The following is a 24,711-nucleotide window of genomic DNA, read 5'->3' on the forward strand; positions in this document are numbered from 1 at the left end:
CGTGGCGCGACTGAAGATCGACGTCGACTACCTCACCGAGCAGCTCAGGGCCCTTCTGGCCATCGACAGCCCCACCGGATACACCGACACCATCGTCCGCCACGTCACGGAGGAGCTGGAGCGGCTGGGCCTTGAGCCGGAGCTGACGCGGCGCGGCGCCATCCGCGCCATCTGGCGCGGCGAAAGCCGGCGCGGGGCGCGGGCCATCATCACCCATGTCGACACGCTGGGCGCCCAGGTCAAGCGCATCAAGGAGACCGGCCGCCTGGAGCTCGTGCCCATCGGCCACTGGTCGGCCCGCTTCGCGGAGGGTGCGCGGGCCACCATCTACACCGAGAAAGGCAGCTTCCGCGGCTCGATCCTGCCGCTCAGGGCTTCGGGCCACACCTTCAACGACGGGGTGGACCAACAGCCCGTCGGCTGGGAGCATGTGGAACTGCGCATCGACGCCCTGGCCTGGAGTCGCGAAGACACGCTGGCGCTCGGCATCGACGTCGGCGACTATGTGGCCATCGACCCGCAGCCGGAGTTTCTCGACAACGGCTTCATCGTCTCGCGCCATCTCGACGACAAGGCGGGCGTGGCCATCGCGCTCGCCTCGCTGGAGGCCATGGGCCGGAACAAGGCGCGCACGCCGGTGGACACGCACTGGCTGTTCACCATCTCCGAGGAGGTGGGCGTTGGTGCGGCCGCCATCGTCACACCGGAAATCGCCTCCATGGTGACCATCGACAACGGCACCACGGCCCCGGGGCAGAACTCCTCCGAATTCGGCGTCACCATCGCCATGGCCGACCAGTCGGGGCCCTTCGACTATCATCTGACCAAGAAGCTGGTGGACCTGTGCCGGGAGGAGGACATCCGCTTCCAGAAGGACATCTTCCGCTACTATCGCTCCGACTCCGCCTCCGCGCTGGAGGCCGGCCACGACGTGCGCACGGCGCTGATCGCCTTCGGCGTCGATGCCTCGCACGGCTATGAGCGCATCCACGTCCACGCCCTGCGCTCGGTGGCGGAGCTCACCACCGCCTATGTCGTGAGCCCGCTGGAGATCGAGCGCGACGTGGAGGATGTCTCCGACATCGAAGGCTTCACCGAACAGCCCACGGAAGCGGCCAAACAGCCGACCCGCCCGCGCAAGCTGCCGCAGCCGCGATAGGCCCGCCCCCTTGGTGAGCGGGCGCCTGCGCCGCTTTGTTCGACCAGGTATGAAAATCAATTTCATGTCTTCCTAAAAATTTGCGCGGAAACGTTGACTGAAGGGGAAATCTGTCACAACCTAAGAAAAATAATTACGTCAAAGCGCTTCCGAGGGACAGCCGGAAATGAGAGTTGGCATTATCGGGCTCGGGTTTCGTCTCGGCTATCTGGGGCATGTGTTCAGCGCCCTCGACGCGACATTCGAGATCGCCGGCTATGTGGACCCGGCGCCCGCCGGCCTGGCGACCCTCAGGGAGCACGGGATCTCCGCTGGCCGGGCCTATGCCTCGCCGCAGGAACTGGTGGCCCGCGAGACGCTCGATCTTCTGATGATCGGTTCGCCCAACCACATGCATCTGGAGCACATCCGCTGCGGCCTCGATGCCGGTCTGAAGGTGTTCTGCGAGAAGCCGATCGTCACGACGCTGGACCAGACCTACGCCCTTGCCCGTCTTCTCGCCCGCCATGGGCAGGAGCGGCTGATGGTCGGTCTGGTGCTGCGCTACTCGCCGCATTTCCGCCGCGTCATGGCGGCGCGCGAGGAGGGCCTTCTGGGAGACGTCGTCTCCATCGAAGCCTGCGAGCATATCGAGCCGGCGCATGGCGCCTTCTTCATGCGCGACTGGCGTCGCTACGAGCAATTTTCCGGCAGCTTCATGCTGGAGAAGTGCTGCCACGACCTCGATCTCTACAACGGCATCGTGGGGGCACGGCCTCTGCGCGCGGCAAGCTTCGGCGGGCGCAAGAGCTTCGTGCCCGAGAATGCGCCGGCCAATGACGGCATCGACGATATGGGCGTCTATCACCGCAAGCCGAGCGGCTGGCTCGGCAGCGACAGGGTGTTCGACAGCGATGCCGACATCGTCGATTTCCAGACGGCGATCGTCGAATATGCGAGCGGGGCCGCCATGGCCTTCCACACCAATCTCAACGTGCCGGACCAGTTCCGCCGTTTCTGCATCATCGGCTCGAAGGGCATGGCCGAGGGCGATTTCATCCGCGGCTATCTGGACATTCACGACGCGCATACCGGCAGCAAGCTGGTGGAGGAGAGATACGCCAACCGCACGGCGCTCTCCCAACACTATGGCGCCGACGAGCAGATGGCGGCAGACATCATCGCCCACATGCGCAGCGGCGCGCCGCTGCCCGTCTCCGCCGTCGAGGCCATGGAGGCGGGCGTTCTGGCGCTGGCGATCGACGAGGCGCGGCGCAAGAGGCAGGTGGTCGATCTTTCTCCCCTCTGGGAGCGCTTCGACGAGGCGCTCATGCCGCAGGCGGCGTGAGGCGTGGCGATGACGATCCGACAAAGCGCCATTGTCTTCGCCTGGGTCCTGCTTGCGCCAGCCCTGCTCTACGTCCTGGTGATCGTCGCCTATCCGCTCGTCGACACCATCAATCTCTCCTTCACCAATGCCTCGCTGCGGCGCACCTATGACCGGGTGGGCTTCGAGAACTACCGCAACATCTTCCAGCGCGGCTTTTCAGACGTGATCGTGCGCACGCTCGTTTGGACGTTCTGCTCGGTCGCGCTGAAGATGCTGATCGGCACCTTCGGCGCGGTGATGCTTAATGCCGCCGTGCCTGGCCGCACCCTCTTTCGCGTGCTCACCATGCCGCCGTGGATCGTGCCGATGGCCATCGGCATCTTCATGTGGGGCTGGATGTACAACGGCGAGTTCGGCATGATCTCCGGCCTGCTTCAGCGCCTCGGCATCGTCGAGGGGCCGCTGCCCTTTCTCGCCTATGGCACCACCGCCTTCTGGGCCACCATCGTCACCGATGTGTGGATCGGCGTGCCCATGGTGACGATCTATCTGCTGGCCGCCATCCAGTCGATCCCGCGCGACCTCTACGAAGCGGCGTGGGTGGACGGTGCCGGCCGCTTCTACCGCTTCCGCCGCATCACCCTGCCGCTCATCGTGCCGGCGCTCATCACCATGTCGATGCTGTCGCTGATCGCCACCTTCAACTCCTTCGACATCATCTGGATTCTGACCCAGGGCGGGCCTTCCGGCCAGACGACGACGATGATCATCGACACTTACCGCACGGCCATCGGCTCCTACAAGTTCGGCGAGGGTGCCGCGCGCGCCGTGCTGATCTGCATTTTCCTGTCGGTCTTCTGCTTCCTCTATTTCCGCCTCGTCAGCCGCTTTTCGGGAGCGACGATACGATGATGAGCAAGCCCAACACCATGATCGACCGCTATCGCTGGTATGAGCTGGCGGGCATCTACGCCGGCGTGGCGCTGTTTCTGGGCTTCGTGCTGGCCCCCTTCGTCGAGGGGTTCCTGGTCTCGCTGAAGCCGCTCACCCACCTGTTCTCCTCGCCATACAGGTTCTGGCCGGAGAAGGCCTCCTTCGATGCCTATTTCACCATGTGGGAGCGGGTGCCGCTGCTCGGGCGCTACATCTTCAACTCCATCCTCATTGCCTCGGTGGGCACGCTGATCGGCGTGATCCTCATAACGCCGGCGGCCTACGCCTTCGCCCGTTTCGAGTTTCGCGGGCGCGGCCCGCTGCTCGGCGCGTTTCTGGCCGTCAACATGTTTTCCGGCGCGGTGCTGCTCATCCCGCTCTTCCGGCTGATGCGCACCCTCGGCCTGCTCAACACCTATTTCGCCATGATCGTGCCGGGCGTGGCCTTCATCATTCCCACCGGCATCTGGCTGCTGCGCACCTACATGCTGCGCATCCCGCAGGAGCTGGAGGAGGCGGCGCTCGCCGACGGCGCCAGCCGCTTCTACACCTTCCGGCGCGTCATCCTGCCGCTCGCCATGCCCGGCATTTCGGTGGTGGCCATCTACTCGTTTCTCACCATCTATGCGCAGCAGTTCATCTATGCGCTCACCTTCAATTCGAAGACCGAGTACATGCCGCTGCCGGTTGGCCTCTACGCCTTTTTCGGCCGCCAGGACGTGATCTGGAACGAACTCATGGCGGCAAGCTTCCTGGGCGTCCTGCCGGTCTTCGTCGTCTTCATCTTTCTGCAGCGCTATCTCGTGGCGGGAATGACCGCCGGCGCCTTGAAAACGTGAATTCACCGCGCGGAACGGCACTGCGCGGCGAATGGGGAGAAAAGGAAGACAAGAACCAGATGAACACACCGCAGGAAACCTCCACCTTCAGGGAACCAAGAAAGGGAACGGACATGATCAGAACAGGATTGCTCGGCGCGGCCACGGCCGCCCTTCTGGCGGCCGCCTCAGCCACGGCGCAGGCGGACACGGCCATCACCATGATCCAGTGCGGCGACTCGCTGGCCGAGGGCTATGACCGCTTCATTGCCGAGTGGGAGGAAAACAACCCCGGCTACACGGTCGATGTGGAGATCATCGGCTGGTCGCAGTGCCAGGAGAAGATCACCACCCTGGCCGCCGCCGGCACGCCGGTGGGGCTGGCCTATGTCGGCTCGCGCACGCTGAAGCAGTTCGCCGAGAACGACCTCATCGTGCCCGTTCCAATGAGCGAGGAGGAGAAGGCGTCCTACTATCCCAACATCGTTTCCACCGTCACCTATGACGGCACCCAATGGGGCGTTCCCGTCGCCTTTTCCACCAAGGCGCTCTACTGGAACAAGGATCTGTTCGCGCAGGCCGGCCTCGACCCGGAGACGCCGCCGAAAACCTGGCAGGAGCTCTACGACATGGCCGCGACAATCAAGGAAAAGACGGACGCGGCGGGCTACGGCCTTTCGGCCAAGACCTTCGACAACACCATGCACCAGTATCTGCACTGGGTGTACACCAACAATGGCCAGGTGATCGACGAGAACGGCGAGATCGTGCTCGACAGCCCGCAGAACCTGGAGGCGCTCGCCTGGTACGGCAAGATGGTCGACGTCGCCCAGGAGGGGCCGACGGCCTATGAGCAGGACGATCTGACCGCGCTGTTCAACGACCGGAAGGTCGCCATGATCCAGCAGGGCCCCTGGGTGCGCGTGCGCCTCAACGAGGAGCTCAACTGGGGCGTGGCGCCCCTGCCGCTCGGCCCCCAGGCAAAGGGTCCCGGCACGCTGCTCATCACCGACAGCCTGGCCGTCTTCAAGGGCACCGGCTATGAGGACAAGGCGATCGACCTCGCCAAATGGCTGACCAACCCGGTGCACCAGTTCTTCTACGAGAAGACGCATGGCCTCACGCCGCTGCGCCCCGTGCCGGGTGTGGAGCAGATGGTGGAGGAGGATCCCACCTGGAAGCCTTTCCTCGACGGCATCGCCTTCGGCGGGCCCGAGCCGCTTTTCACCGACTACAAGGCGTTCCAGAACGCCATGATCGACATGGTGCAGGCGGTGGTGACGGGAACGAAGGAGCCCGAGGCGGCGCTCAAGGAGACCGCCGGGGAGATCGAAGCCTACAGGTAGCCTGCACCGGCGATGGGCGAAGCCGCTGCCCGTGCTGCGGCTTCGCCGCCCGCGGCCGTCGCGCCGCGCAGCACGGATGGCAGAATGCAGGTTGATCGCGCAATCGAGACGACATCGGTCCGCCACATCCCCCGCCCAGGGCGGCCGGGGACGGCGGCAAGTGAGGTGCCTTGGGTCAGCTAACCTTTTCCAATCTCCGCAAGTGCTTCGGCGCCGTCGAAATCATCAAGGGCATCGACCTTGATGTCCAGAAGGGTGAGTTCGTCGTCTTCGTCGGCCCTTCCGGCTGCGGCAAGTCCACGCTGCTGCGCATGTTGGCGGGCCTGGAGGCGATCACCAGCGGCGAGATCCGCATCGACGGCGTGACGGTGAACGAACTGCCGCCGGTCAAGCGCGGCATCGCCATGGTCTTCCAGTCCTATGCGCTCTATCCGCACATGACGGTGTTCGAGAACATCGCCTTCCCGCTGCGGGTGGAACGAATGAGGGAGGACGCGCTTCGCGAGAAGGTCGAGGCTGCAGCCCGCGTGCTGCAGCTTCAGGAGCGGCTGCAGCAAAGGCCCGGCCAGCTTTCCGGCGGCCAGCGCCAGCGCGTGGCCATCGGCCGCGCCATCGTGCGCGAGCCCAAGATATTCCTCTTCGACGAACCGCTTTCGAACCTTGACGCGGCCCTTCGCGCCGAGATGCGCATCGAGCTGACAAAGCTGCACAAGCGGCTCAAGGCAACGATGATCTATGTGACCCACGATCAGGTGGAAGCCATGACCATGGCCGACCGCATCGTGGTCCTGAACGCCGGCGAGATCGCCCAGAACGGGGCGCCGCTGGAGCTGTATCACAAGCCGGAGAATCTGTTCGTGGCCGGTTTCATCGGCAATCCGAAGATGAATTTCCTTCCCGTCAAGTGCAAGGCGGCGGGACCGGAGGGCATGGAGGTCGAGTATGAAGGCCGCGCCATCACCGTGCCCGTCGCACCGCGTCCCGGCATGGAGGGCAGGCCGCTCACGCTTGGCATTCGCCCGGAGCACATCCGGCTCGGCGGCGGCGATCTCGCCATGACCGTCACCCCCACCGTCATCGAAAGGCTGGGCGCCAGCACCGTGGTCTATGCCGCGCTGCCGGGCAGCGAGAGCGAGAACTATTGCGCGCTTGTCGACGGCGCCGCCCCGGTGCGCGCTGACGAGCCGCTGCAGACCGGCATCATGGCAGCCGACTGCCACCTGTTCGACGAGAACGGCGTCGCCTTCGAGCGGCGTGTCGAGATGACGCAGATCGACCCGGAACTTCTGGCCGCTGCCGGGTGAGCGGGAAAGCGCGGCGCCTACCAGACCATGCCGCGCGCCGCCACCTTCTCGACCCGTGTCACCACCCCGCCGCGGTGGAAGACCATCTCGTCGAACAGGTTGGAGACCACGCAGGTGTGATTGGGCACGATTCGGATCGTCTCGCCGATTGTGGGCCTCGCGTCCATGCAGCGCGACAGGTCCAGCACCCCGTGCTCTTCCGAAAGGCCGGTGATGGCGGCATCGGGATATTCGATCACGTGACCGAAATCGGCAAAGCCCAGAAGATCGGAGGTCAGCGCCTTTGAACCGGCGTCGATCACCGCCCGCTCGGCGGTCGGCCGCGAGACCACGGTGGCCAGGATGTGCATGGCGCAGTCGGCGAGGGCGCAGTGCCCCGCGCGCACCATCGCCCGGTCGTTGTAGACATAGGTGCCGGCCCGGTGCTCCGTGGCGGAAGGCACCAGATGCGCCTCGAACAGGCTCGGCGTGCCGCCATTGCTGACGATGGGGCAGGCAAGGCCCTCGCGCGCGCAGAGCGCCGCGGCCTGCGACAGCCAGGCTTCCACCGCCGCCGCGCTTCGCGGCTTCGGATAGGTCATCAGCCCGCCGAAGCGCAGGCCGCCGCTGCCGGCGATCTGCCTGGCAAGCGCTGCGGCCTGCTGCGGCGTCTGCACCCCGCAGCGCCCGCCGCCCGTGTCGCACTCGACGAGCACCGCAAGCGGCCTTTCGGGCGAGAAGCGGCGTGCCAGCTCCTCGATCGCGATCGCGCTGTCGGCCGTGACCTTCAGCGCCCGGATGCGGCGATTGAGCGCGGCAAGCCGTTCGAGCTTCTCCGCGCCCAGGATGTTGTAGGTGATGAGAATGTCCTCGAAGCCGGCCGCGGCGAAGACCTCCGCCTCGCTCACCTTCTGGCAGTTGATGCCGGCCGCGCCCGCCATCCTCTGCGCTTCGGCCACGGCAATGATCTTGTGTGTCTTGATGTGCGGGCGGAACGCAAGGCCATGCGCGTCCATGTAGGCCTGAACGCGCGCGATGTTGGCCGCCATCACGTCCTCGTCGATGACCGGCCGTGGCGTCGAAAGGCTCAGGATGTGATTGCTGGGATGGGCCGAAATCATGCCGAAGCAGCCTCCTGATCGTGCGGGTTCTCCACCATCGGCCAGATGTCGCGCCGCGCCTTCCGATAGGGCGTCCTTGCCGGATCGTTGGGATAGGGCGTGCCGGCGGCGCAATAGATGATCTTCGTGGCGATGCGGGAAAAGGCGCTGTAGAAATGGTTGGTCGATTTGATGACGAGGATCTTCTTCGTGCGCGGGTCGATGCCCATCACCTCGAAAAGGCTGGGATCGAAGCTTTGCGCGCGCGTCGTGTTGAGAACGATGTCGATCCCGGCCAGCCGGATATGGGCGGCATCGCCGAAGGGCGCCAGGCTTTCGCCGAAGCGCATCTGGGCATTGCGCACCAGCCGCACCACCTCAACATGCCCGTCGACGGGATCGCCCGTTCCCCGTGCCGATTTCGCGCCGAAGCGCAGCGGAATCTCCGCTCCCTCGCCCGCCGCCATGCAGATCTGAACCGCGATGGGGTCCCATATGGTGCCGACGGCGGCATCCTTCGCGCCGCGGCGCAGCAGCTCGGCCAGCACGATGGTGGCATCTCCCGCCGTGCCGCCGCCCGGATTGTCCCACATGTCGGCAATGACGACCGGCCCTTCCGGCGCGGCCAGCGCTTCCGCCACCGCGTCCTTCTCGTCCACCTGCGGCATGAGAAAGGAGCCGCGCTTGGAAAACAGCTCCATGCCGAGCTCGCGTGCCAGCCGTGCTCCCTTCTCCGCCTTGCCGTTGCTGACGCAGATGATCTTGGTGCCCATTTCGGGCACATCGCCCGCCATGAAACCGTGGATGACCGAGAGGGACAGGATGTCGGGGTCGCGCGCCTCGATCTGCGTCAGCCGGTCCACGAAGGAGCGCATGGGCTCGCGCGAGGTGGGGAAGACGTCGATCATGCGGCAGTCGAAGACGGACATGACGGGCCTTGCCCGCCCCTCCAGCGCTGCCACCGCGATGCGCCAGAGGTCCTCCGCGCGCTCCACGAAATCGGTATGCGGAAATTCCTTGAACGCAACGAAGAAATCGGCGAGCGCCGTGCGCTTTGCCGTCAGATGGCTGTGCGGGTCGAGTTCGGCGCACAGCAGAACGTCGGGGCCGATGATCTCGCGGATGCGGGCCAGAAGGTCGCCTTCCGGGTCGTCATAGCCGTTCGCGACCATGGCGCCGTGCAGACCCAGCACCACGCCATCGACCGGCATGGCGGCCCTGAGCTGCTCCACGATCTCGTCGCGCAGCTCTTCATAGGTTTCGCGGTTGATGAGCCCCGCCGGATCTGCCCAGGCGGCTGTTCCCTCGATCAGCGTCCAGCCCTTCCGGGCCGCCACCCCGCGCCCGACGGTGATGGGTGCCGTGCAAAGCGTCGGCGTCGGCGGGTGCCGGCCCGGCGGTGCGTAGAGCGAAGCCTCGAAAGCCCGGCGGTCGATGCAGATGGGCGAAAACGTGTTGGTCTCAGTGGCAAGTGCAGCGGTGAACAGACGCACCCTTTCGGCCTTTCTTCTTGCTGTGCACCGTCACGAGGCGCCCATCGGGTGGGGAAGATAGCCGGTGAAACCGGCAATCTTCCATCTGCCCTGGTGCAGGCGGCAATAATAGAGCGTCTGCCACTTCAGAATGTCGCGGGTGCCGTCTGCAAGCTGGATGCTGCCATCGAACTTCTTGCGCGCCAGCGCCGTCTCGCCCTCGATCTCGATGTCCTCCAGCGTGGTGGTGGCAAAGAGCGCGGCCCTCGGGTCCTCGCCATAGCTGCGGGCCGCAAACGCCCGCGCCTGGCGCAGCCACTCGTCGCGATAGGCGGCAAGGGTGGGAAAGTTGAGGCGCCACAGGTCGGGATTCTCCTTGCCGCAGGCGTCGATGCCGATGAAGCCGTCCTGTATGAAATCCTCCGCGACCATGTTCCAGTCGGTGGCGAGGAAGGCGTCGATGTCGCGTTCGACCAGCATGGTCCAGATGGCATGGCGGGCGGTGTCGGAGCCGGGAAACGGGTTGGCGAAGGGATCGCGCATCTAAATTCTTTTCATAAATTCCGCTTTGTTATAGCCAAAATCGCTTCTGTGTGGTGAATTGTCAATTGATGCAGAAAATAATTTGCGTAGATGGCACCCTGTCTTCCCTGGCCCGAGGCGATGGCGGCGGATCCCAGACCGTCCCTGGCGGTTGGCGGCGGGATGGCAGGGGCCGCGCCCTGCGGGGGCGGTTGGCGGAAGCAGAGCCGGGGAGGCGCGCATGGACATTCTGATGATGCTGCAGGAGCGCAGGGACCAGCTTTCCCAGGCCGAGCAGCGCATCGCGGACATCCTGTTCGACGATTTCGATTTCGCGGTCAATGCCTCGATCATCGAACTTGCCAGAAGGGTGGAGGTCTCGCCGCCCACGGTCACGCGCTTCTGCCGCAGGCTCGGCTGCCAGAGCTTCTCCGACTTCAAGGTGCGCCTGGCCAAGACATCCTTCATCGGCGCGCGCTATCTCAATCCCGAGGCCAGGGCCGCCTCTCCCGCCGAGGTTGCCGAGGACATCGTCAGCAAGGCGCAGTCGGCGCTCTTTTCCTTCCACCGCGCGCTCGATGTCGCGCGGCTGGAACAGGCGGCCGAGCGGATTGCCGCAGCGCCGATGATCTATGCCTTCGGCTCCGGCGGCAATTCCTCGATGATTGCCAACGAGATCCAGAACCGCCTCTTCCGGCTCGGCCTGCGGGTCTCCGCCAGCACCGACCACGGCATGCAGCTCATGCTGGCGGCCGCCGCCCAGCCCGACGACGTGCTGGTCGGCTCCTCCTTCTCCGGCCGCAATGCGGAGCTCGTGCGCGCCTTCCGCCTCGCCCAGGACGGCGGCGTCTTCACCATCGCATTCACCCAGAGCGAAAGCCCGCTCGCCGAGGCGGCGGACCTGACCGTGCCGGTGGACCTGCCGGAGGGAAGCAACATCTACAGACCGACATCGACACGCTACGCCTATCTGGCGCTGGTCGATATCGTCGCCAACATCGTCGCCTACCGCATCCGCGATCATGCGGCGGTGACGTTGAGGCGCATCAAGAAGGAACTCGTCACCCACAGGGACGAGGACGACCGCCAGCCGCTGGGCGACTGAGGGATGGCCTCGTTTCTTGAAGACGTCCGTCGCCGGGTGGCGCTTCCGCATCGAGCGGGGTCTCCGGTGCTCCACCGTTCGCCCCGCACCCGGCGCGCCGGAAACCGGATGTCGGCCGCCCCTGCCGCCGAGGCGATCCTTTCGATCCTGCCGATAGTCGAGGTTTGCGATGCCCGTCGCCCCTTTCCGCGTGGAATGTTCCTGGATGCCGGTCGAGAATGCGAACGGCCGCTTCACATTCACCCTCTTCAACCTGTCGGGCGAGGCGATGCGCGATTTCAGATTCGCCTACACCTCGCTCACCCGCACCGCCGAAGAACACCGCTGCGGCAACGCCACGCTGCTTCGCCGCCACGCCAATTTTCACCAATACGCGCCACCGGCGGGCTTCGAGCTGGCGTCCGGCGGTGCGTGGACCTTCACGGTCGAGGGGCTCACGCGCCCGGCCGTTCACCGCACGGACGGCGTCAAATCCGCCTATGTAACCCTGGCAGACGGGCGCCATCTGCCCGTCGCCTTCGGCGACCTCATGTTGGAAATGGGGGAGAGCGCGCCGCCGCCGCCGCTCCTGCCCGAGGGGCGGGTTGCACAGCCCTTCGCCCTGCTGCCCTGGCCGGCGGCCTGCAGGCTCGAGCCCGGTCAGGATGTTCCCGTAGCCCTCTATCCCGAAGTCGGCACGCCGGGCGGCAGCCTGCAGGCCGTGTCCGAGGTGCTGTCGCTCTTCCATCGGCTTTTCCCCAACGATCATGTTCCCTTCAGCCTTGCACGGGTGCCTGCGGGGCGGGCGCTCGCTCTTCGGGAGCGCCAGGATCTTGCGGCGCAAGCCTACACGCTCGACATCGCTCCCGAGAAGATCGTCCTCGGCTTCGGCGGGCCGGCCGGCCGGTTCTATGGCCTCGTCAGCCTTGCCCAGCTTCTGCATGGCGCGCGCAGGAACCCCGAACGCTTCCGCTTCCCCGCCGCCGGCGCGGTGGCGGACGCGCCGCGCCATGCCTGGCGCGGCGCGCATCTCGATGTCTCGCGCCAGTTCTTCCCCGTGGAGGATGTGCGCCGCTTCATCGACATCCTGGCCTGGAACAAGCTCAACGTCTTCCACTGGCATCTGACGGATGACGAGGCGTGGCGGATCGAGATCAAGGCCTATCCGAGGCTCACGGAGATCGGCAGCCGGCGCAGCCCCGACGGTCCGCTGTTGCCCCAGCTCGGCGATGGCGCCGCGCCGCGCGGCGGATACTACACGCAGGGCGAGGTGCGGGCCCTGGTGGCCCATGCCGCGGCCCTGCATGTGGAGGTGGTGCCGGAGATCGACATACCCGGCCATTCGGAAGCCATGCTCGTCTCCCTGCCGGAGCTGGTGGACGGCCAGGAAGCGCCGGAGAGCTATTTCTCCGTCCAGGGCTATCCAAACAACGCGCTCAACCCGGCCGTGCCCTTCACCTATGAGGTGCTGGGCCGGGTGTTCGACGAGCTCGTGGCCCTGTTCCCCTCCCGCTACATCCATGTCGGCGGCGACGAGGTGGCCGAGGGGGCGTGGCTCGCCTCGCCGCTCGCCCGGGCGTTGATGGAGAGGGAGAACATCGCCGGCACCTCCGGCCTGCAATCCTTTTTCCTGCGCAGGATCAAGGCGATGTTGGCCGAGCGCGGGCGCCTGCTTGCGGGCTGGAACGAGGTTGCCCATGGCGGTGGGGTCGAACCCGAGGGAACGCTGCTGATGGCCTGGCAGAGCCCGGAGATCGGCATGGCGCTCGCCGAGCAGGGCTATGACGTCGTCATGACGCCGGGCCAGGCATATTATCTCGACATGGTTCAGGCGGATGCCTGGCAGGAACCGGGGGCAAGCTGGGCCGGCACCGTGCCGCCCCGCCGCACCTATGAATACGAGGCTGAGGGCGATTTCCCCGCCCGGCTGAAGGAACGGATGAAGGGCATCCAGGCCTGCATCTGGACCGAGAACTTCATCTCCAGGGCCTATTTCAACCATCTGGTCTTTCCGCGCCTGTGCGCCGTTGCCGAGGCGGCGTGGACGCCGCGCGCGGCAAAGGACTGGCAACGCTTCTGTGCGCTTGCGCCGCTTGCGCCGCGCCTTTGACGGCCCGGCCGCATGGCGGGCGGCCTTTCAGGCGGCCATAAGGCGCCTCTTCAGCGCGCGGACCAGGCCGGCGTCCGTCCGCCGGTCCGCCTTCGGCTGGAAGCCGAGCGCGGCAAGGCGCGGATCGGGAGATGCCTCCGCCACGGAGCAGGAGGCGTGGATTTCACCCACCGGCAACCGCGCCAGCAGGGTGTCCACCGTCTCCGGCCTTATCCCCGCCCCCGGCATGATGGCAATGCGCCCGCCGGCCAGCGCAACCGTTTCTTGCAGCGTGTCGAGGCCCTGCAATGCCGTGGGCGCGCCGCCGGAGGTCAGGATGCGCTCGAAACCGAGGGCAACCGCCGTCTCGATGGCCTGAGCGCGCTCGGAAACGAGGTCGAAGGCCCTGTGCAGCGTGGTTCCCAGCCCCGCCGCGCGCGCCATCAGCAGCCGCAGCGCCGACTGGTCGAGGCGTCCGTCGCGCCCCACGGCGCCGAAGACGACGCCGGCGAGCCCGGCATCCCGCGCTGCCTCGATGTCGCGTGCCATCACCTCCAGCTCGGCTTGCGAATAGGCAAAATCGCCCGCCCGCGGGCGGATCATGGCATAGACCGGCACGGGCGCCCCGGCCGCTGCCGCCACGAGCCCCGCCGAGGGCGTGAGGCCGCCCGCGCACAGCGCGCTGCAGAGCTCGATTCGGTCCGCCCCGCCCTCGATGGCGGCGGCAAGCCCGCACGGGCTGTCGACACACACTTCAAGCAGGATGTCGCGCATCGTCCAGTGTCCTGAAGCCCAGCAGCGCGGCTCCGATCAGCCCCGGCTCCACCCGGCAGGCGCCCGGCACCACCAGAGGACGGTCGAACCGGCGCAGCGTGCGCTGGCGCGTCGCAAGGTCCAGCGCGGCGATGAGGGGATGCGCGTTGGAAAGCCCGCCGCCCACCGGCACAATGCCGGCGCCGGTGACATTGACGACCATGGCGAGCGGCCCGCTCACCAGATCGACAAACACCTCGACCGTGCGCCCGGCCTGCGGCTCGCCGCCCTGCCATGCGGCGACGATCTCCTCGGATGTGCGGCTTTCCTGGTGCAGGAGGTGGTGCAGTCGCTCCATGCCGCGTGCGCCGCCCACGGCGTCCAGGCAGCCCTTCTGTCCGCAGCCGCACGCGAGGGGCGGAATGGCGACCGGCGGATTGCCGGCATGGGCGGCGGCCACCGGCCCATGCCCCCATTCGCCGGCAAATCCGCCCTCGGTGTTGACAAGTTGCCCCTCGACGACCAGCCCGCCGCCCACGCCGGTGCCCAGAATGGCGCCGAAGACGATGCGGTGGCCGCGGCCCGCGCCGACGGCCGCCTCGGCCAGGGCAAAGCAGTCGCCGTCGTTGGCCAGCACCACGGGAAGGCCCAGCTCCCGCCGCAGATCGGCCTCCAGCCTGCGCCCGTGGATGCAGGGGATGTTGGCGCAGATGGCGGCTTTCGTCTCCGGGTCCATCACGCCGGCAATGGAGACCGCGATACCGCGCGGCCTTTCCGCCGCCGCCGCGACGATGCCCCTCAGGCAGGCCACGAACGCCTCAAAATCCCCGGTGGGAGTGGGCACGCGCCGCAGCGGCTCGACGGAATCGAGGGAACGCACCGCCGCCGCCTTGATGGTGGTGCCGCCGATGTCGAAGGCGATGAGCATGAAAGGTCTTCCGTGTCGCGTTGAACGCCCTGCGTAGCGAATCGCCCGGCCCGGCTCGCTTTTCCCATGGCGCGCGCGCCGGCGCTCAATAACCGGCCGCGCGATCCACCAGGTTTTCGAGCTTTTCTCCCCGCTCGAACGCCGCCATCTGCGCAAGCATCGGCGGCACCAGGTGCACCGGATCGGAGGTGGCCGCCGCATGCGGCGTTATGAAGACGCGTGGATGCTCCCACAGCGGGCTCGTCCGCGCCAGCGGCTCCTGTTCGAAGACGTCCAGGCTCGCCTCCTTCAATATCCCCTCTTCGAGCGCACGCAGAATGTCGGCCTCGCGCTGCAGCCGGCCGCGCCCAGCGTTGATGAGGCAGGGGCCGCCCAGCGGCCCGTCGCGCCGCAACCGGCCGAGCAGCGAATAGTCGATAATGCCCTGCGTCGCGGCGGTCAGTGGCAGAAGCACCACGAGAATATCCGTCGCGTTGAGAAACGGCGTCAGCGCCTCCTGGCCGGCAAAGCTTCTCACCCCTTCCATCGGGTGCGGGCGCCGGCTCCAGCCATTGACGGAAAAGCCAAGCCCGCGCAGGGCGCGCGCGGCCGCCCGCCCCAGCGCGCCAAACCCCATGATGCCCACGCTCACGGCTTCTGCCGGCGGCTGCGCCGGCTCGTGCCACAGACGGCGCTGCTGCTGCGCGCGATAGAGCCTGCCCTGGCGGTGATGGTCGAGCACGCGCCAGCACACATATTCGACCATGTGCTGGGTGAGATTGTCGGCGACAACGCGCACGATGGGCACATCGGGCAGGGTGGGGTCGGCAAGGATATGGTCCACCCCGGCACCGATGGAGAAGATCACCTTCAGGTTGGGCAGGCGCTTCAGAAGCCCCCGCGGCTGCTTCCACACCACCGCATAGTCGATGGTCGGGTCCTCCGGTCCTTCCGGTTCGAGCACGACCTCGCGCTCCTTCGACAGAAGCGCATACCAGGGCTGCGGGTGCATGCCCGTCACCGAAAGGAGAACGCGGCCGCCGCTCTTTCTGTCTTTCACCATGACCTCGTCGCTACTCGCTCACAACGCCGCCGGGCACCGCCTCGATGTCGAAGGCGGCGGCGATCAGGGCCTTCGTATAATCGGTTTTGGGCGAATGGAAGATCTGCTCCGCCGTGCCGGCCTCCACCACCTTGCCGGCGCGCATGACGATCACCTCGTTGGCCAGCGCGCGCACCACCTTGAGATCGTGGCTGATGAAGAGATAGGCAAGATCGTGCCGCCTCTGCAGGTCGCGCAGAAGGTCCACCACCTGCGCCTGCACGCTCATGTCGAGCGCGGAGGTGGGCTCGTCCAGCATCACGAAGCGGGGCTTGAGGATCATCGCCCGGGCGATGGCGATGCGCTGCCGCTGCCCGCCGGAGAACTCGTGCGGATAGCGGAACCGCGCCGCCGGGTCGAGGCCGACCTCCTCGAGCACGTCCACCACCATGCGGTCGCGCTCTTCGGCGGAAAGGCGCGGCTCATGGATGCGCAGCCCCTCCTGAATGATCTCGGCGACGGACATGCGCGGGCTGAGGCTGCCATAGGGATCCTGGAAGACGATCTGCATCTGGCGCCTGAGCGGCCGCATCTGGCGGAACGACCTGTCGTCGATGCGCGCGCCTGCGAAGCGGATTTCGCCTTGCGAGGCGATCATGCGCGAAAGCGCCAGGCCCAGCGTCGTCTTTCCCGAGCCGGACTCGCCCACAACCCCCAGCGTCTGGCCGGCCCGCACCGTCACGTCCACCCCGTCGACACCCTTCACATGGTCGACCGTGCGCCGAAGCAGCCCCTTCTTGATGGGAAACCACACTTTGATCCGCTCGCCTTCCATCACCTTCTCGGCGTTCGGGTCCGGCCTCGGCGGCTCGCCCTTCGGTTCGGCGGCAAGGAGATGGCGCGTATAGGCGTGCTGCGGGCGGGAGAAGATCGTCTCCGTCGGTCCGCTCTCAACGATCCTGCCGCCCGTCATGACGCACACCCGGTCCGCCACCTTGCGCACGATCCCCAGGTCGTGGGTGATGAAGAGCATCGACATGTCGTTCTCGCGCCTGAGCCGCGCGAGGAGCGCCAGGATCTGCGCCTGCACGGTGACGTCGAGCGCCGTCGTCGGCTCGTCGGCGATCAGCAGCTTGGGCTCGTTGGCCAGCGCCATGGCGATCATCACGCGCTGGCGTTGCCCGCCCGAAAGCTGATGCGGAAAGGCTTGCAGGCGGCGCTCCGGCTCCTGGATGCCCACCTGGGCGAGAAGCTCCAGCGTTCGCGCCCTGGCCTGGGCGTCGCCCATGCCGCGATGCAGCTTCAGCACCTCCCCGATCTGCTTCTCGATCGTGTGCAGCGGGTTGAGCGAGGTCATCGGCTCCTGAAAGATCATGGTGATCTCGTTGCCGCGCACCCGGCGCAGCTCCCGCTCGTCACCGGCCAGAAGGTCGCGGCCGCCATAGAGGATCTGGCCGGACGGATGGCTGGCCGCGGGATAGGGCAGAAGCTTCAGCACCGACAGCGCCGTGACGGATTTGCCGGAGCCAGACTCGCCGACAAGCGCCACCGTCTCGCCCGGCGCGATGTCGAAGGAGACGCGATCGACAGCCAGCGTCTGCTCCCCGCCCTGGGCGAAGGCAACGGAAAGGTCGCGAATGGAAAGCAGCGCCTCGCTCATTTGAACGTCTTCCTGGGATCGAAGGCGTCGCGTACGGCCTCGCCGATGAAGATGAGAAGCGACAGCATGATGGAGAGGCTGAAGAAGCCCGTGATGCCGAGCCACGGCGCATCCAGGTTGCGCTGACCCTGGCGCAGAAGCTCGCCGAGCGAAGGCGAACCTGGCGGCAGGCCGAAGCCCAGAAAATCGAGCGAGGTGAGCGTGGTGATCGAGCCGTTGAGGATGAAGGGCAGGAAGGTGAGCGTGGCCACCATGGCGTTGGGCAGCAGGTGCCGGAACATGATGGTGCGGTTTGGCACGCCGAGCGCGCGGGCCGCCGCCACATACTCGAAGTTGCGCGCACGCAGGAACTCCGCGCGCACCACGCCGACGAAGGCCACCCATGAGAAAAGCAGCATGATGCCGAGCAGCACCCAGAAGCCGGGCGGCAGGACGGCGGCGATGATGAGAATCAGGTAGAGCACCGGAACCGATGACCAGATCTCGATGAAGCGCTGGAAGAGAAGGTCCGTCCAGCCGCCAAAGTAGCCCTGCACGGCCCCCGCGGAAACGCCGATCATCGCCGAAGCGGCGGTGAGCACCAGCCCGAAGAGAACGGAGATGCGGAAGCCGTAGATGACGCGCGAAAGCACGTCGCGCGCCTGGTCGTCGGTGCCCAGCCAGTTCCAGTTGCCAATCGTGCAGCGCGGGTCGTCCACGCCCTCTTCGTAGCGTTGGCAGCGTTCCTCCTTCGTGTAGAGCCACGAGGGCTTGGCCGGCGCGGCCTCGGGGATCTCGCTGTTGACGGTGCGGTAGGAATAGCGGATGGGCGGCCAGATCATCCAGCCATTGGCCTCTATCTCCTCCTGAATGAAGGGGTCGCGGTAGTTCGTGACGGCCAGGAAGCCGCCGAACTTCTCTTCCGGATAGTCGACGAGCACCGGAAACAGGATCTCCCCCTTGTATGAAGCCAGGATGGGCTTGTCGTTGGCCAGGAATTCCGCAAACAGCGAAAGGACGAACAGGACAAGGAAGATCCACAACGACCAGTAGCCGCGCCGGTTGGCCCTGAAGTTCTGCCAACGCCGCTGATTGATGGGAGAAAGCCATGGCCGGCGGGCGGGCAGCCCCTTGGCCTCGGCCCGTCTTTCCACCCGAACCGCCGGCATCTAGACGTCCCTCCGCTCGAAGTCGATGCGCGGGTCGATGAGCGTGTAGATGATGTCGGAGAGGAGATTGATGAGAAGGCCCATGAGCGAAAAGATGTAGAGGGTGGCGAAGACCACGGGATAGTCCCGGTCGACCACCGACCGGAAACCGAGCAGCCCCAGCCCGTCGAGCGAGAAGATGCTCTCGATGAGCAGGGCGCCGGTGAAGAAGGAGGAGATGAAGGCACCGGGAAAGCCGGCGATGATGATGAGCATGGCATTGCGGAAGACGTGGCCATAGAGCACCTGCCGCTCGTTGAGCCCCTTCGCCCGCGCGGTGATAACATATTGCTTGCGGATCTCGTCGAGAAAGGAGTTCTTGGTCAGAAGCGTCGTGGTTGCGAAGGCCGAAAGCACGAGCGCGGTGAGCGGCAGCGTCAGGTGCCAGAAATAGTCGACGATGCGCGCCGGCCAGGAAAGCTCGTGCCAGTTGTCGGAGGTCAGTCCACGCAGCGGGAACCAGTCGAAGAACGAGCCGCCGGCAAACAGCACCATCAGCATGATGGCGAACAGGAAGCTGGGAATCGCATAGGCCACGATCACCACGCCGCTCGTCCACACGTCGAAGGGGGAGCCGTCCTTCACCGCCTTGCGGATGCCCAGCGGAATGGAAATCCCGTAGGAAATCAGTGTGATCCACAGGCCGAGCGAGATGGATACCGGCATCTTCTCGACGATCAGATCGACCACCGAGATGTCGCGGAAATAGCTCTCCCCGAAGTCGAAGCGCATATAGTTCCACAGCATGAGGAGGAAGCGCTCATGCGCCGGCTTGTCGAAGCCGAACTGCTTCTCGAGCTGGGCGATGAATTCGGGATCGAGCCCCTGCGCGCCGCGATAGCGCGAGGAGCCTTCGGATGCCTCGAACTCCCGCGCGCCAAGGTCCGCGCCGCCGCCGCCCAGTCGCGCGTCGGCACCGCCGCCCTGTCCGGTAAGCTGGGCGATCACCTGTTCGACCGGCCCTCCGGGTGCAAACTGCACGACGATGAAGGAAATGGCCATGATGCCGAACAGGGTGGGAATCATCAGCAGAAGCCGACGAAGGATATAGGCGCCCATCAGCCGTTCGCTCCGCGCAGGGGTCTCGTCAACAGGATGGTTCTCACGCCGCCGCTACGCTTTGCCAATCGCCTTCGCCTTTTCTTCCTCGTACCACCACAGCGCCTCGACGGGGAAGAAGTAATCGGGCTTCGGTTCCTTGAAGCCGAACATGTCCCAATAGGCCACGCGGCGGTGGGCGGAGTGCCAGTTCGGGATCCAGTCCCGGCGTGCCCGCAGCACCCGGTCGAGGGCGCGCATGGCGGTGACGAAGGCTTGGCGTGTCTTCGCGCGGCCGACTTCATCGACGAGCGCATCGACCGCAGGGTCGGCCATGCCGGGAAAATTGTTCGAGCCTTCGACCGTCGCGGAGCGCGAGTGAAAGAATTGGACGAGCGTGTCATGGGTGGGGGTGGCGCCCAGCAGGTAGGCGACCTCGATCAGATCGAAATCGAAGCGGAGCTTGCGCGCCTGGTATTGCGCCGGATCGACCCGGCGGATGCGGGCGTCGATGCCGAGCGCGCGCAGATTCGCCATGAAGCTCGACTCGAACTGCAGGAAAACCTCGTCGCGCACCAGATATTCCAGGGTGAAGCGCTCGCCCTCGGCATTGTAGAGGCCGCCGTCGCGCCGCCTCCAGCCAGCTTCTTCCAGAAGCCGGCTTGCACGGCGCAGCAGTCTCCGGTCCCGGCCCGAGCCATCGGAGGCCGGCTGCGTGACCGCTTCGGCGAAGGCCGCCTCGGGAATCCGTCCGCGCAATGGCTCCAGAAGAGCAAGCTCCTCGGGGGAGGGCCGTCCCTCCGCCCGGTAGGGCGATCGCTCGAAGGGGGATTGGGAGCGTTGGTAGAGGCCGTGGAACAAGGTGCGGTTGGCCCATTCGAAGTCGAAGCACAGCGCGATTGCCTCGCGCACGCGCGGGTCGCGAAAGCGCGCCCGCCTCTGGTTGAGCGCCTTGCAATACAAGGAGGGCCTCAGCTCGGAAGGAAACTCGCGCCGCACCACGCGCCCCTCGGACATGGCGGGAAAGTCATAGCCATTGGCCCAAAGGCGCGAGGTGAACTCCTCCCGCCACAGGGTTTCGCCCTTCTTGAACGCCTCGAAGGCGGCGTTGCGGTCGGCGTAGAACTCGACGCGAATGCGGTCGAAGTGGAAGAGGCCGCGCCGCGCCGGCAGGTCGTGCGCCCAGTCGTCCTCCACGCGATCATATTCCACGTAGCGCCCGGCGGAAAAACGCCCCACCCGATAGGGACCCGAGCCCAGAAGCGGCTCCAGCGTCGAGCTGTCGAAGGAACTGCCTTCCAGAGAAGCCCTGGAAAGGATGGGGAAGAGCACGATGTCGAGGATGGAACGCGCCGACTGTCTGCCGCTGAAGGCGAGGCGCACCTCATGCGCCCCCAGAACCTCGACGGCCTCCATCTCGCCCAGCGGGAGCACGAAATCGGGATGCCCCTTCTCCTTCAGGAGCAGATAGCTGAAGGCCACGTCCTGCGCGGTGAGCGGCGAGCCGTCGTGGAAGCGGGCGTGCGGGCGAAGCCGGAAGGTGAAGCTGTTGCGGTCCGGCGACAGCGTGACGGTTTCGGCGACGAGCCCGTAGACGGCGTCCGGCTCGTCCCACGCCCGCACCATCAGCGAGTCGAAACACAGCTCCATGCGCGGCGGTGCATCGCCCGTGCGCACGAAGCTGTTCAGCGTGTTGAAGGTGGTGACGTTCTGGTTGTGCACCCAGTAGCCGGGCTGGAAGACGAAGGTGCCGCCCCTCGGCGCATCGGGGCTTGCATAGTCGAACTGGGTGAAGCCCGGCGGATATTTCAGCTCTCCGAAGGCGGAAAGCCCGTGCAGCGGCCGGTCTGCCGGCGTCTGCGCAAAGGCACTGCCGCCCACCAGCGAGGAGGCCACGGCAGCCCCCGAAAGCTTCAGAAAGGCGCGGCGCGAAGGGATCGAAGAGCGAATCGTCATGGGCTCAATTGATGCTGTCATATTTGGCCGCAAGTGTGGCCTGACGCTGCGGGTCAACCCACCAGGATTCGATGTCCACGCCCGCATAGGCCGGCTGCTTCTCGGGAATGCCGAACTTGTTCCAGTAGGCATAGCGCAGCGTGGGCTGATAGTATTGAGGCACCATGTAGTGGTTCCAAAGAAGCACCCGGTCGAGCGCCCGCGTGGCCGCCACCAGCTCCTCGCGATCCTCGGCGTAGATGATCCTGTCCACCAGCGCATCGACCACCGGGTCCTTGATGCCGGCGAGGTTGCGCGAGCCGGGAATGTCTGCGGCAGCCGAGCTCCAGTAGTCGCGCTGCTCGTTGCCGGGGGACATGGACTGCGCGAAGCGTCCCGTCGTGGCATCGAAATCGAAGTTCTGGACGCGCTGGATGTATTGCGAGGTGTCGACGATGCGCAGCCGGGCGTCGATGCCGATCTTGCGCAGGTTGGGGATGATGCCGCTGACGATGATCTCGGAGGTCGGCGCGATGCCGAGGAACTCGATGGTGAACTGCCGCCCCGTTTCCTTGTTCACCATGCGCCCGTCACGGATCTCCCATCCCGCCTCGCCGAACAGGCGCACGGCCTCGCGCAGATGTTCGCGCTCGGCGCGCGGCGAATCGAAGACCGGCAGCGTGAATTCCTCGCTGAAAAGCTCCGGTGGAAGCTGGTCCCGGTACATCTCCAGAATTTCCAGCTCCCTGCCTTCGGGCAGGCCGGTCGCCGCCAGCTCCGACTTCTCGAAATAGCTGCTGAAGCGCCGGTTGAGACCGAAGAAATGGGTGCGGTTCTGCTCCTCGAAATTGTAGGCGAGCGTCAGGGCCCTGCGCACCCGCCGATCGGCGAAGCGCGGCTTGCGCAGGTTGAAGACGAAGGCCTGCATCGCCTCGATGCCGGTGCTCGTGAACTCCCGCTTGATGACGTCGCCCGCCTGCACGGCGGGGAAGTCGTAGTTCTGCGACCAGCGCCGCGTGCTCACCTCGCGGCGAATGTCCTCCGTTCCGCCCTTGGTGAAGGCAAGAAACTCCGCATTGTCGTCGAGGAAATAGGTGTAGCGGCGGCGGTCGAAATTGTAGCGCCCGATGTTCACCGGCAACGCCGCTCCCCAGTAGTCCTTCACGCGCTCCCACACGATCTCCGAACCGGCCCTGAAGCTGGCGATCCGGTAGGGGCCGCTGCCGAGGGGCGGCTCCAGGGTGGGCTGGGTGATGTCGCGCCGGTTGCCCCGCGCGTCGGTTCCCTCCCACCAGTGCCTGGGCAGCACCGGCAGGTCGCCCATGATATGGGGCAGCTCCCGGTTCCCCGCCTGGTCGAAGCGGAATTCCACCTCGTGCTCGGACAGCGCCACGGCCTCCTCGACATTGGCGAAGTAGTGCCTGTGCTGCGGGCTGATCTCCTTCAGCGTGGCGAGCGACCAAACCACGTCTTCCGCCGTGATCGGGGTGCCGTCGTGCCAGCGTGCTGCAGGGTTGAGGCGGTAGGTGGCGGAGGAATAGTCGTCGGGATAGCGGAAGGCCGCGGCAATCAGCGGGTGGCTGGTGCCGGGCTCCGCCGGCGACTGCTGCATCAGCGTTTCCCACAGAAATCCCCCGAAGAAGGTGAGCCCCGCCGCCGGATTGCCGCGCACGATGAAGGGGTTGAAGCTGTCGAAGGTGCCGATCACCGAGGCGTTCAGCGTCCCGCCCTTCGGGGCGTCGGGGTTCACATGGTCGTAGCGCTCGAAAGGCGCCGTTTCCGCCTCCGGGTGGATGAGGGAGGAGGAGGTTCGCCATTCCTGTGCGCCCGCCGGAAGGGCAGCGGCGACGAGCAGTGCCATAAGCAGGCTGAAAAGGCCCGAAAGCCTTCTGCTTGCGCCCGATGCATGGTCCGAAACGTGCATGGTCTCCAGCCTCCCACTTCCCATCGCTTACGCGTAGAGTAGTGCATCGGATAACAAAGACAAATGGTGTCGGCCACGGGCTTCGCGGCGCGGCGCGCCGCCTGCCGGAGCAGGCAACGAAAAAGCCGGCGCGGGGCCGGCTTTCCTGGTTTCTTCTGCGAAGATCCCGAGGCTTCTACTGGCCGTCGCCGGCCGGCGCCTGCTCTTCCGCATCCGGTGCCTGCGCTTCGCTGGCCGGCACGGTGGCATCCTGTCCGGCGCCGCCGTCTTCCGCGCCCTGGTCCGTCGCGCCATCGCCCTCCTGGGCGGCCGGTTCGCCGTCGGCAGCACCGTTTTCCATGGGCGCGGCCTGCGCGCCTCCGACGGCCGGTGCTGCTTCCTGGGCGGCCCCTTCGTCGGTGCTTTCCTCCGCCACCTCCGGCAGGGGGGCCGGGCTGTCGGACAGGCTGCGCAGATAGGCGATCAGATCGGCACGATCCTCGATCTTCTTGAGGCCGGCGAAGGCCATCGCGGTGCCTGGCACCAACCCCTTCGGGCTCTCCAGGAAATGATCGAGATGCTCGTAGTCCCAGACGACCTCGCCGCCCTGCGCAAACTCCTGCAGGGCCGAGGAGTAGCTGAAGCCCTCATGGCCGGCGACCGGGCGGTTGACGATGTCCCACAGATTCGGGCCCACCTTGTTGGGGCCGCCCTCTTCCGCCGTGTGGCAGGCCTGGCAGCGCTTGAAGACGTTTGCGCCGGCCGAGGCGTCCGCCGAGGCCAGAAGCGGCAGCACGGATTGAGGTGCCTCTTCGCCACCCTGGTCCTGGCCTTCGCCCTCCTCGGGCACGGCGATTGCATAGCCTGGCGTTTCCGGCGCGGGTGCGTGAAACAGGGCGTCAGAGACGAGACTGACGGTAAAAACCACGAAAACCACGCCGAGAAATGCGCCGATGATCTTGTTGAGTTCAAAAGAGTCCATTCGACCTGAGGTTCCCTTTTCCGGACGCCCGCGGCGAGGCGGCGTCATCCACACCGTTTCCCCGTGTCCCCCGCGTTCGGCCGCTGCCGGTAAAATCGCGCGGAAACTAGGTCTTTTGCTTGCGTCTTGCAACACATATAAGGCTCCTTCCAGTGAGACCTTTTGCCACTTTTCGAAAAGCCCGCCAAA

The 24,711-nt window shown here is 66.1% G+C and carries 20 protein-coding genes; 8 read left to right on the top strand and 12 right to left on the bottom strand.

Annotated features, from left to right (window positions below; translation table 11 throughout):
• Position 1 precedes the first annotated feature (1 nt).
• The 6 genes from NYR58_RS07645 to NYR58_RS07670 all read left to right on the top strand — a co-directional run bounded on the left by NYR58_RS07645 (position 2) and on the right by NYR58_RS07670 (position 6,869).
• On the top strand, positions 2 to 1,159 hold the full coding sequence (locus NYR58_RS07645; protein ID WP_261519893.1) for an osmoprotectant NAGGN system M42 family peptidase: 1,158 nt from the start codon (positions 2 to 4) through the stop codon (positions 1,157 to 1,159).
• 166 nt (positions 1,160 to 1,325) lie between these two features.
• Positions 1,326 to 2,486, top strand: a complete 1,161-nt coding sequence (locus NYR58_RS07650) for a Gfo/Idh/MocA family protein (RefSeq protein WP_261519894.1) — start codon at positions 1,326 to 1,328, stop codon at positions 2,484 to 2,486.
• A 9-nt stretch (positions 2,487 to 2,495) separates the two neighbouring features.
• Positions 2,496 to 3,380: a carbohydrate ABC transporter permease gene (locus tag NYR58_RS07655; protein WP_261519895.1), complete on the top strand. Its 885-nt coding sequence runs from the start codon at positions 2,496 to 2,498 to the stop codon at positions 3,378 to 3,380.
• On the top strand, positions 3,380 to 4,240 hold the full coding sequence (locus NYR58_RS07660) for a carbohydrate ABC transporter permease (protein WP_261519896.1): 861 nt from the start codon (positions 3,380 to 3,382) through the stop codon (positions 4,238 to 4,240). Before NYR58_RS07655 ends, NYR58_RS07660 begins: the two co-directional genes overlap by 1 nt.
• Positions 4,241 to 4,353: 113 nt before the next feature.
• Complete coding sequence (locus NYR58_RS07665) at positions 4,354 to 5,565, top strand: ABC transporter substrate-binding protein (protein WP_261519897.1); 1,212 nt, start codon at positions 4,354 to 4,356, stop codon at positions 5,563 to 5,565.
• A 170-nt stretch (positions 5,566 to 5,735) separates the two neighbouring features.
• Positions 5,736 to 6,869 (top strand): ABC transporter ATP-binding protein, encoded by a 1,134-nt coding sequence (locus NYR58_RS07670; protein WP_261519898.1) that lies wholly within the window; start codon positions 5,736 to 5,738, stop codon positions 6,867 to 6,869.
• A 17-nt stretch (positions 6,870 to 6,886) separates the two neighbouring features.
• Here the strand turns inward: NYR58_RS07670 and NYR58_RS07675 are convergent, their stop codons facing one another.
• From NYR58_RS07675 to NYR58_RS07685, 3 genes are read right to left on the bottom strand one after another with little or no spacing between them, the layout of a single operon-like run.
• Positions 6,887 to 7,969 (bottom strand): D-TA family PLP-dependent enzyme, encoded by a 1,083-nt coding sequence (locus tag NYR58_RS07675; protein WP_261519899.1) that lies wholly within the window; start codon positions 7,967 to 7,969, stop codon positions 6,887 to 6,889.
• Positions 7,966 to 9,441: a M81 family metallopeptidase gene (locus tag NYR58_RS07680; RefSeq protein WP_261519900.1), complete on the bottom strand. Its 1,476-nt coding sequence runs from the start codon at positions 9,439 to 9,441 to the stop codon at positions 7,966 to 7,968. The genes NYR58_RS07675 and NYR58_RS07680 overlap by 4 nt, the downstream gene beginning before the upstream one ends.
• 30 nt (positions 9,442 to 9,471) lie before the next feature.
• Positions 9,472 to 9,963 carry a hypothetical protein gene (locus tag NYR58_RS07685; RefSeq protein ID WP_261519902.1) on the bottom strand — a complete coding sequence of 164 codons (492 nt, stop codon included), beginning with the start codon at positions 9,961 to 9,963 and terminating at the stop codon, positions 9,472 to 9,474.
• 220 nt (positions 9,964 to 10,183) lie between these two features.
• Between NYR58_RS07685 and NYR58_RS07690 the strand changes: the two genes are divergently transcribed.
• Together NYR58_RS07690 and NYR58_RS07695 are read left to right on the top strand one after the other, a co-directional pair.
• Positions 10,184 to 11,047 carry a MurR/RpiR family transcriptional regulator gene (locus tag NYR58_RS07690; RefSeq protein WP_261519903.1) on the top strand — a complete coding sequence of 288 codons (864 nt, stop codon included), beginning with the start codon at positions 10,184 to 10,186 and terminating at the stop codon, positions 11,045 to 11,047.
• A 169-nt stretch (positions 11,048 to 11,216) separates the two neighbouring features.
• Positions 11,217 to 13,136 carry a beta-N-acetylhexosaminidase gene (locus tag NYR58_RS07695; protein ID WP_261519905.1) on the top strand — a complete coding sequence of 640 codons (1,920 nt, stop codon included), beginning with the start codon at positions 11,217 to 11,219 and terminating at the stop codon, positions 13,134 to 13,136.
• Between the two features lie 27 nt (positions 13,137 to 13,163).
• Here the strand turns inward: NYR58_RS07695 and NYR58_RS07700 are convergent, their stop codons facing one another.
• The 9 genes from NYR58_RS07700 to NYR58_RS07740 all read right to left on the bottom strand — a co-directional run bounded on the left by NYR58_RS07700 (position 13,164) and on the right by NYR58_RS07740 (position 24,522).
• Positions 13,164 to 13,889: a copper homeostasis protein CutC gene (locus tag NYR58_RS07700; protein ID WP_261519906.1), complete on the bottom strand. Its 726-nt coding sequence runs from the start codon at positions 13,887 to 13,889 to the stop codon at positions 13,164 to 13,166.
• Complete coding sequence (locus NYR58_RS07705; protein WP_261519908.1) at positions 13,870 to 14,796, bottom strand: ROK family protein; 927 nt, start codon at positions 14,794 to 14,796, stop codon at positions 13,870 to 13,872. The genes NYR58_RS07700 and NYR58_RS07705 overlap by 20 nt, the downstream gene beginning before the upstream one ends.
• Positions 14,797 to 14,881: 85 nt before the next feature.
• Positions 14,882 to 15,787 carry a 2-hydroxyacid dehydrogenase gene (locus tag NYR58_RS07710; RefSeq protein WP_261519969.1) on the bottom strand — a complete coding sequence of 302 codons (906 nt, stop codon included), beginning with the start codon at positions 15,785 to 15,787 and terminating at the stop codon, positions 14,882 to 14,884.
• 61 nt (positions 15,788 to 15,848) lie between these two features.
• Complete coding sequence (locus NYR58_RS07715; RefSeq protein WP_261519909.1) at positions 15,849 to 17,477, bottom strand: ABC transporter ATP-binding protein; 1,629 nt, start codon at positions 17,475 to 17,477, stop codon at positions 15,849 to 15,851.
• Positions 17,474 to 18,625: an ABC transporter permease gene (locus NYR58_RS07720; protein ID WP_261519910.1), complete on the bottom strand. Its 1,152-nt coding sequence runs from the start codon at positions 18,623 to 18,625 to the stop codon at positions 17,474 to 17,476. Before NYR58_RS07720 ends, NYR58_RS07715 begins: the two co-directional genes overlap by 4 nt.
• The gene (locus NYR58_RS07725; RefSeq protein ID WP_261519911.1) at positions 18,626 to 19,723 is read right to left on the bottom strand and encodes a microcin C ABC transporter permease YejB; all 1,098 of its coding nucleotides are present in this window, start codon (positions 19,721 to 19,723) and stop codon (positions 18,626 to 18,628) included.
• A 54-nt stretch (positions 19,724 to 19,777) separates the two neighbouring features.
• Positions 19,778 to 21,658 carry an extracellular solute-binding protein gene (locus tag NYR58_RS07730; RefSeq protein WP_261519912.1) on the bottom strand — a complete coding sequence of 627 codons (1,881 nt, stop codon included), beginning with the start codon at positions 21,656 to 21,658 and terminating at the stop codon, positions 19,778 to 19,780.
• A 4-nt stretch (positions 21,659 to 21,662) separates the two neighbouring features.
• On the bottom strand, positions 21,663 to 23,561 hold the full coding sequence (locus tag NYR58_RS07735) for an extracellular solute-binding protein (protein ID WP_378074613.1): 1,899 nt from the start codon (positions 23,559 to 23,561) through the stop codon (positions 21,663 to 21,665).
• Positions 23,562 to 23,736: 175 nt separating this feature from the next.
• Positions 23,737 to 24,522: a c-type cytochrome gene (locus tag NYR58_RS07740; RefSeq protein ID WP_261519913.1), complete on the bottom strand. Its 786-nt coding sequence runs from the start codon at positions 24,520 to 24,522 to the stop codon at positions 23,737 to 23,739.
• Between the last annotated feature and the right edge of the window lie 189 nt (positions 24,523 to 24,711).

The organism is Chelativorans intermedius, from assembly GCF_025398255.1.
Taxonomy (GTDB): Bacteria; Pseudomonadota; Alphaproteobacteria; order Rhizobiales; family Rhizobiaceae; genus Chelativorans; species Chelativorans intermedius.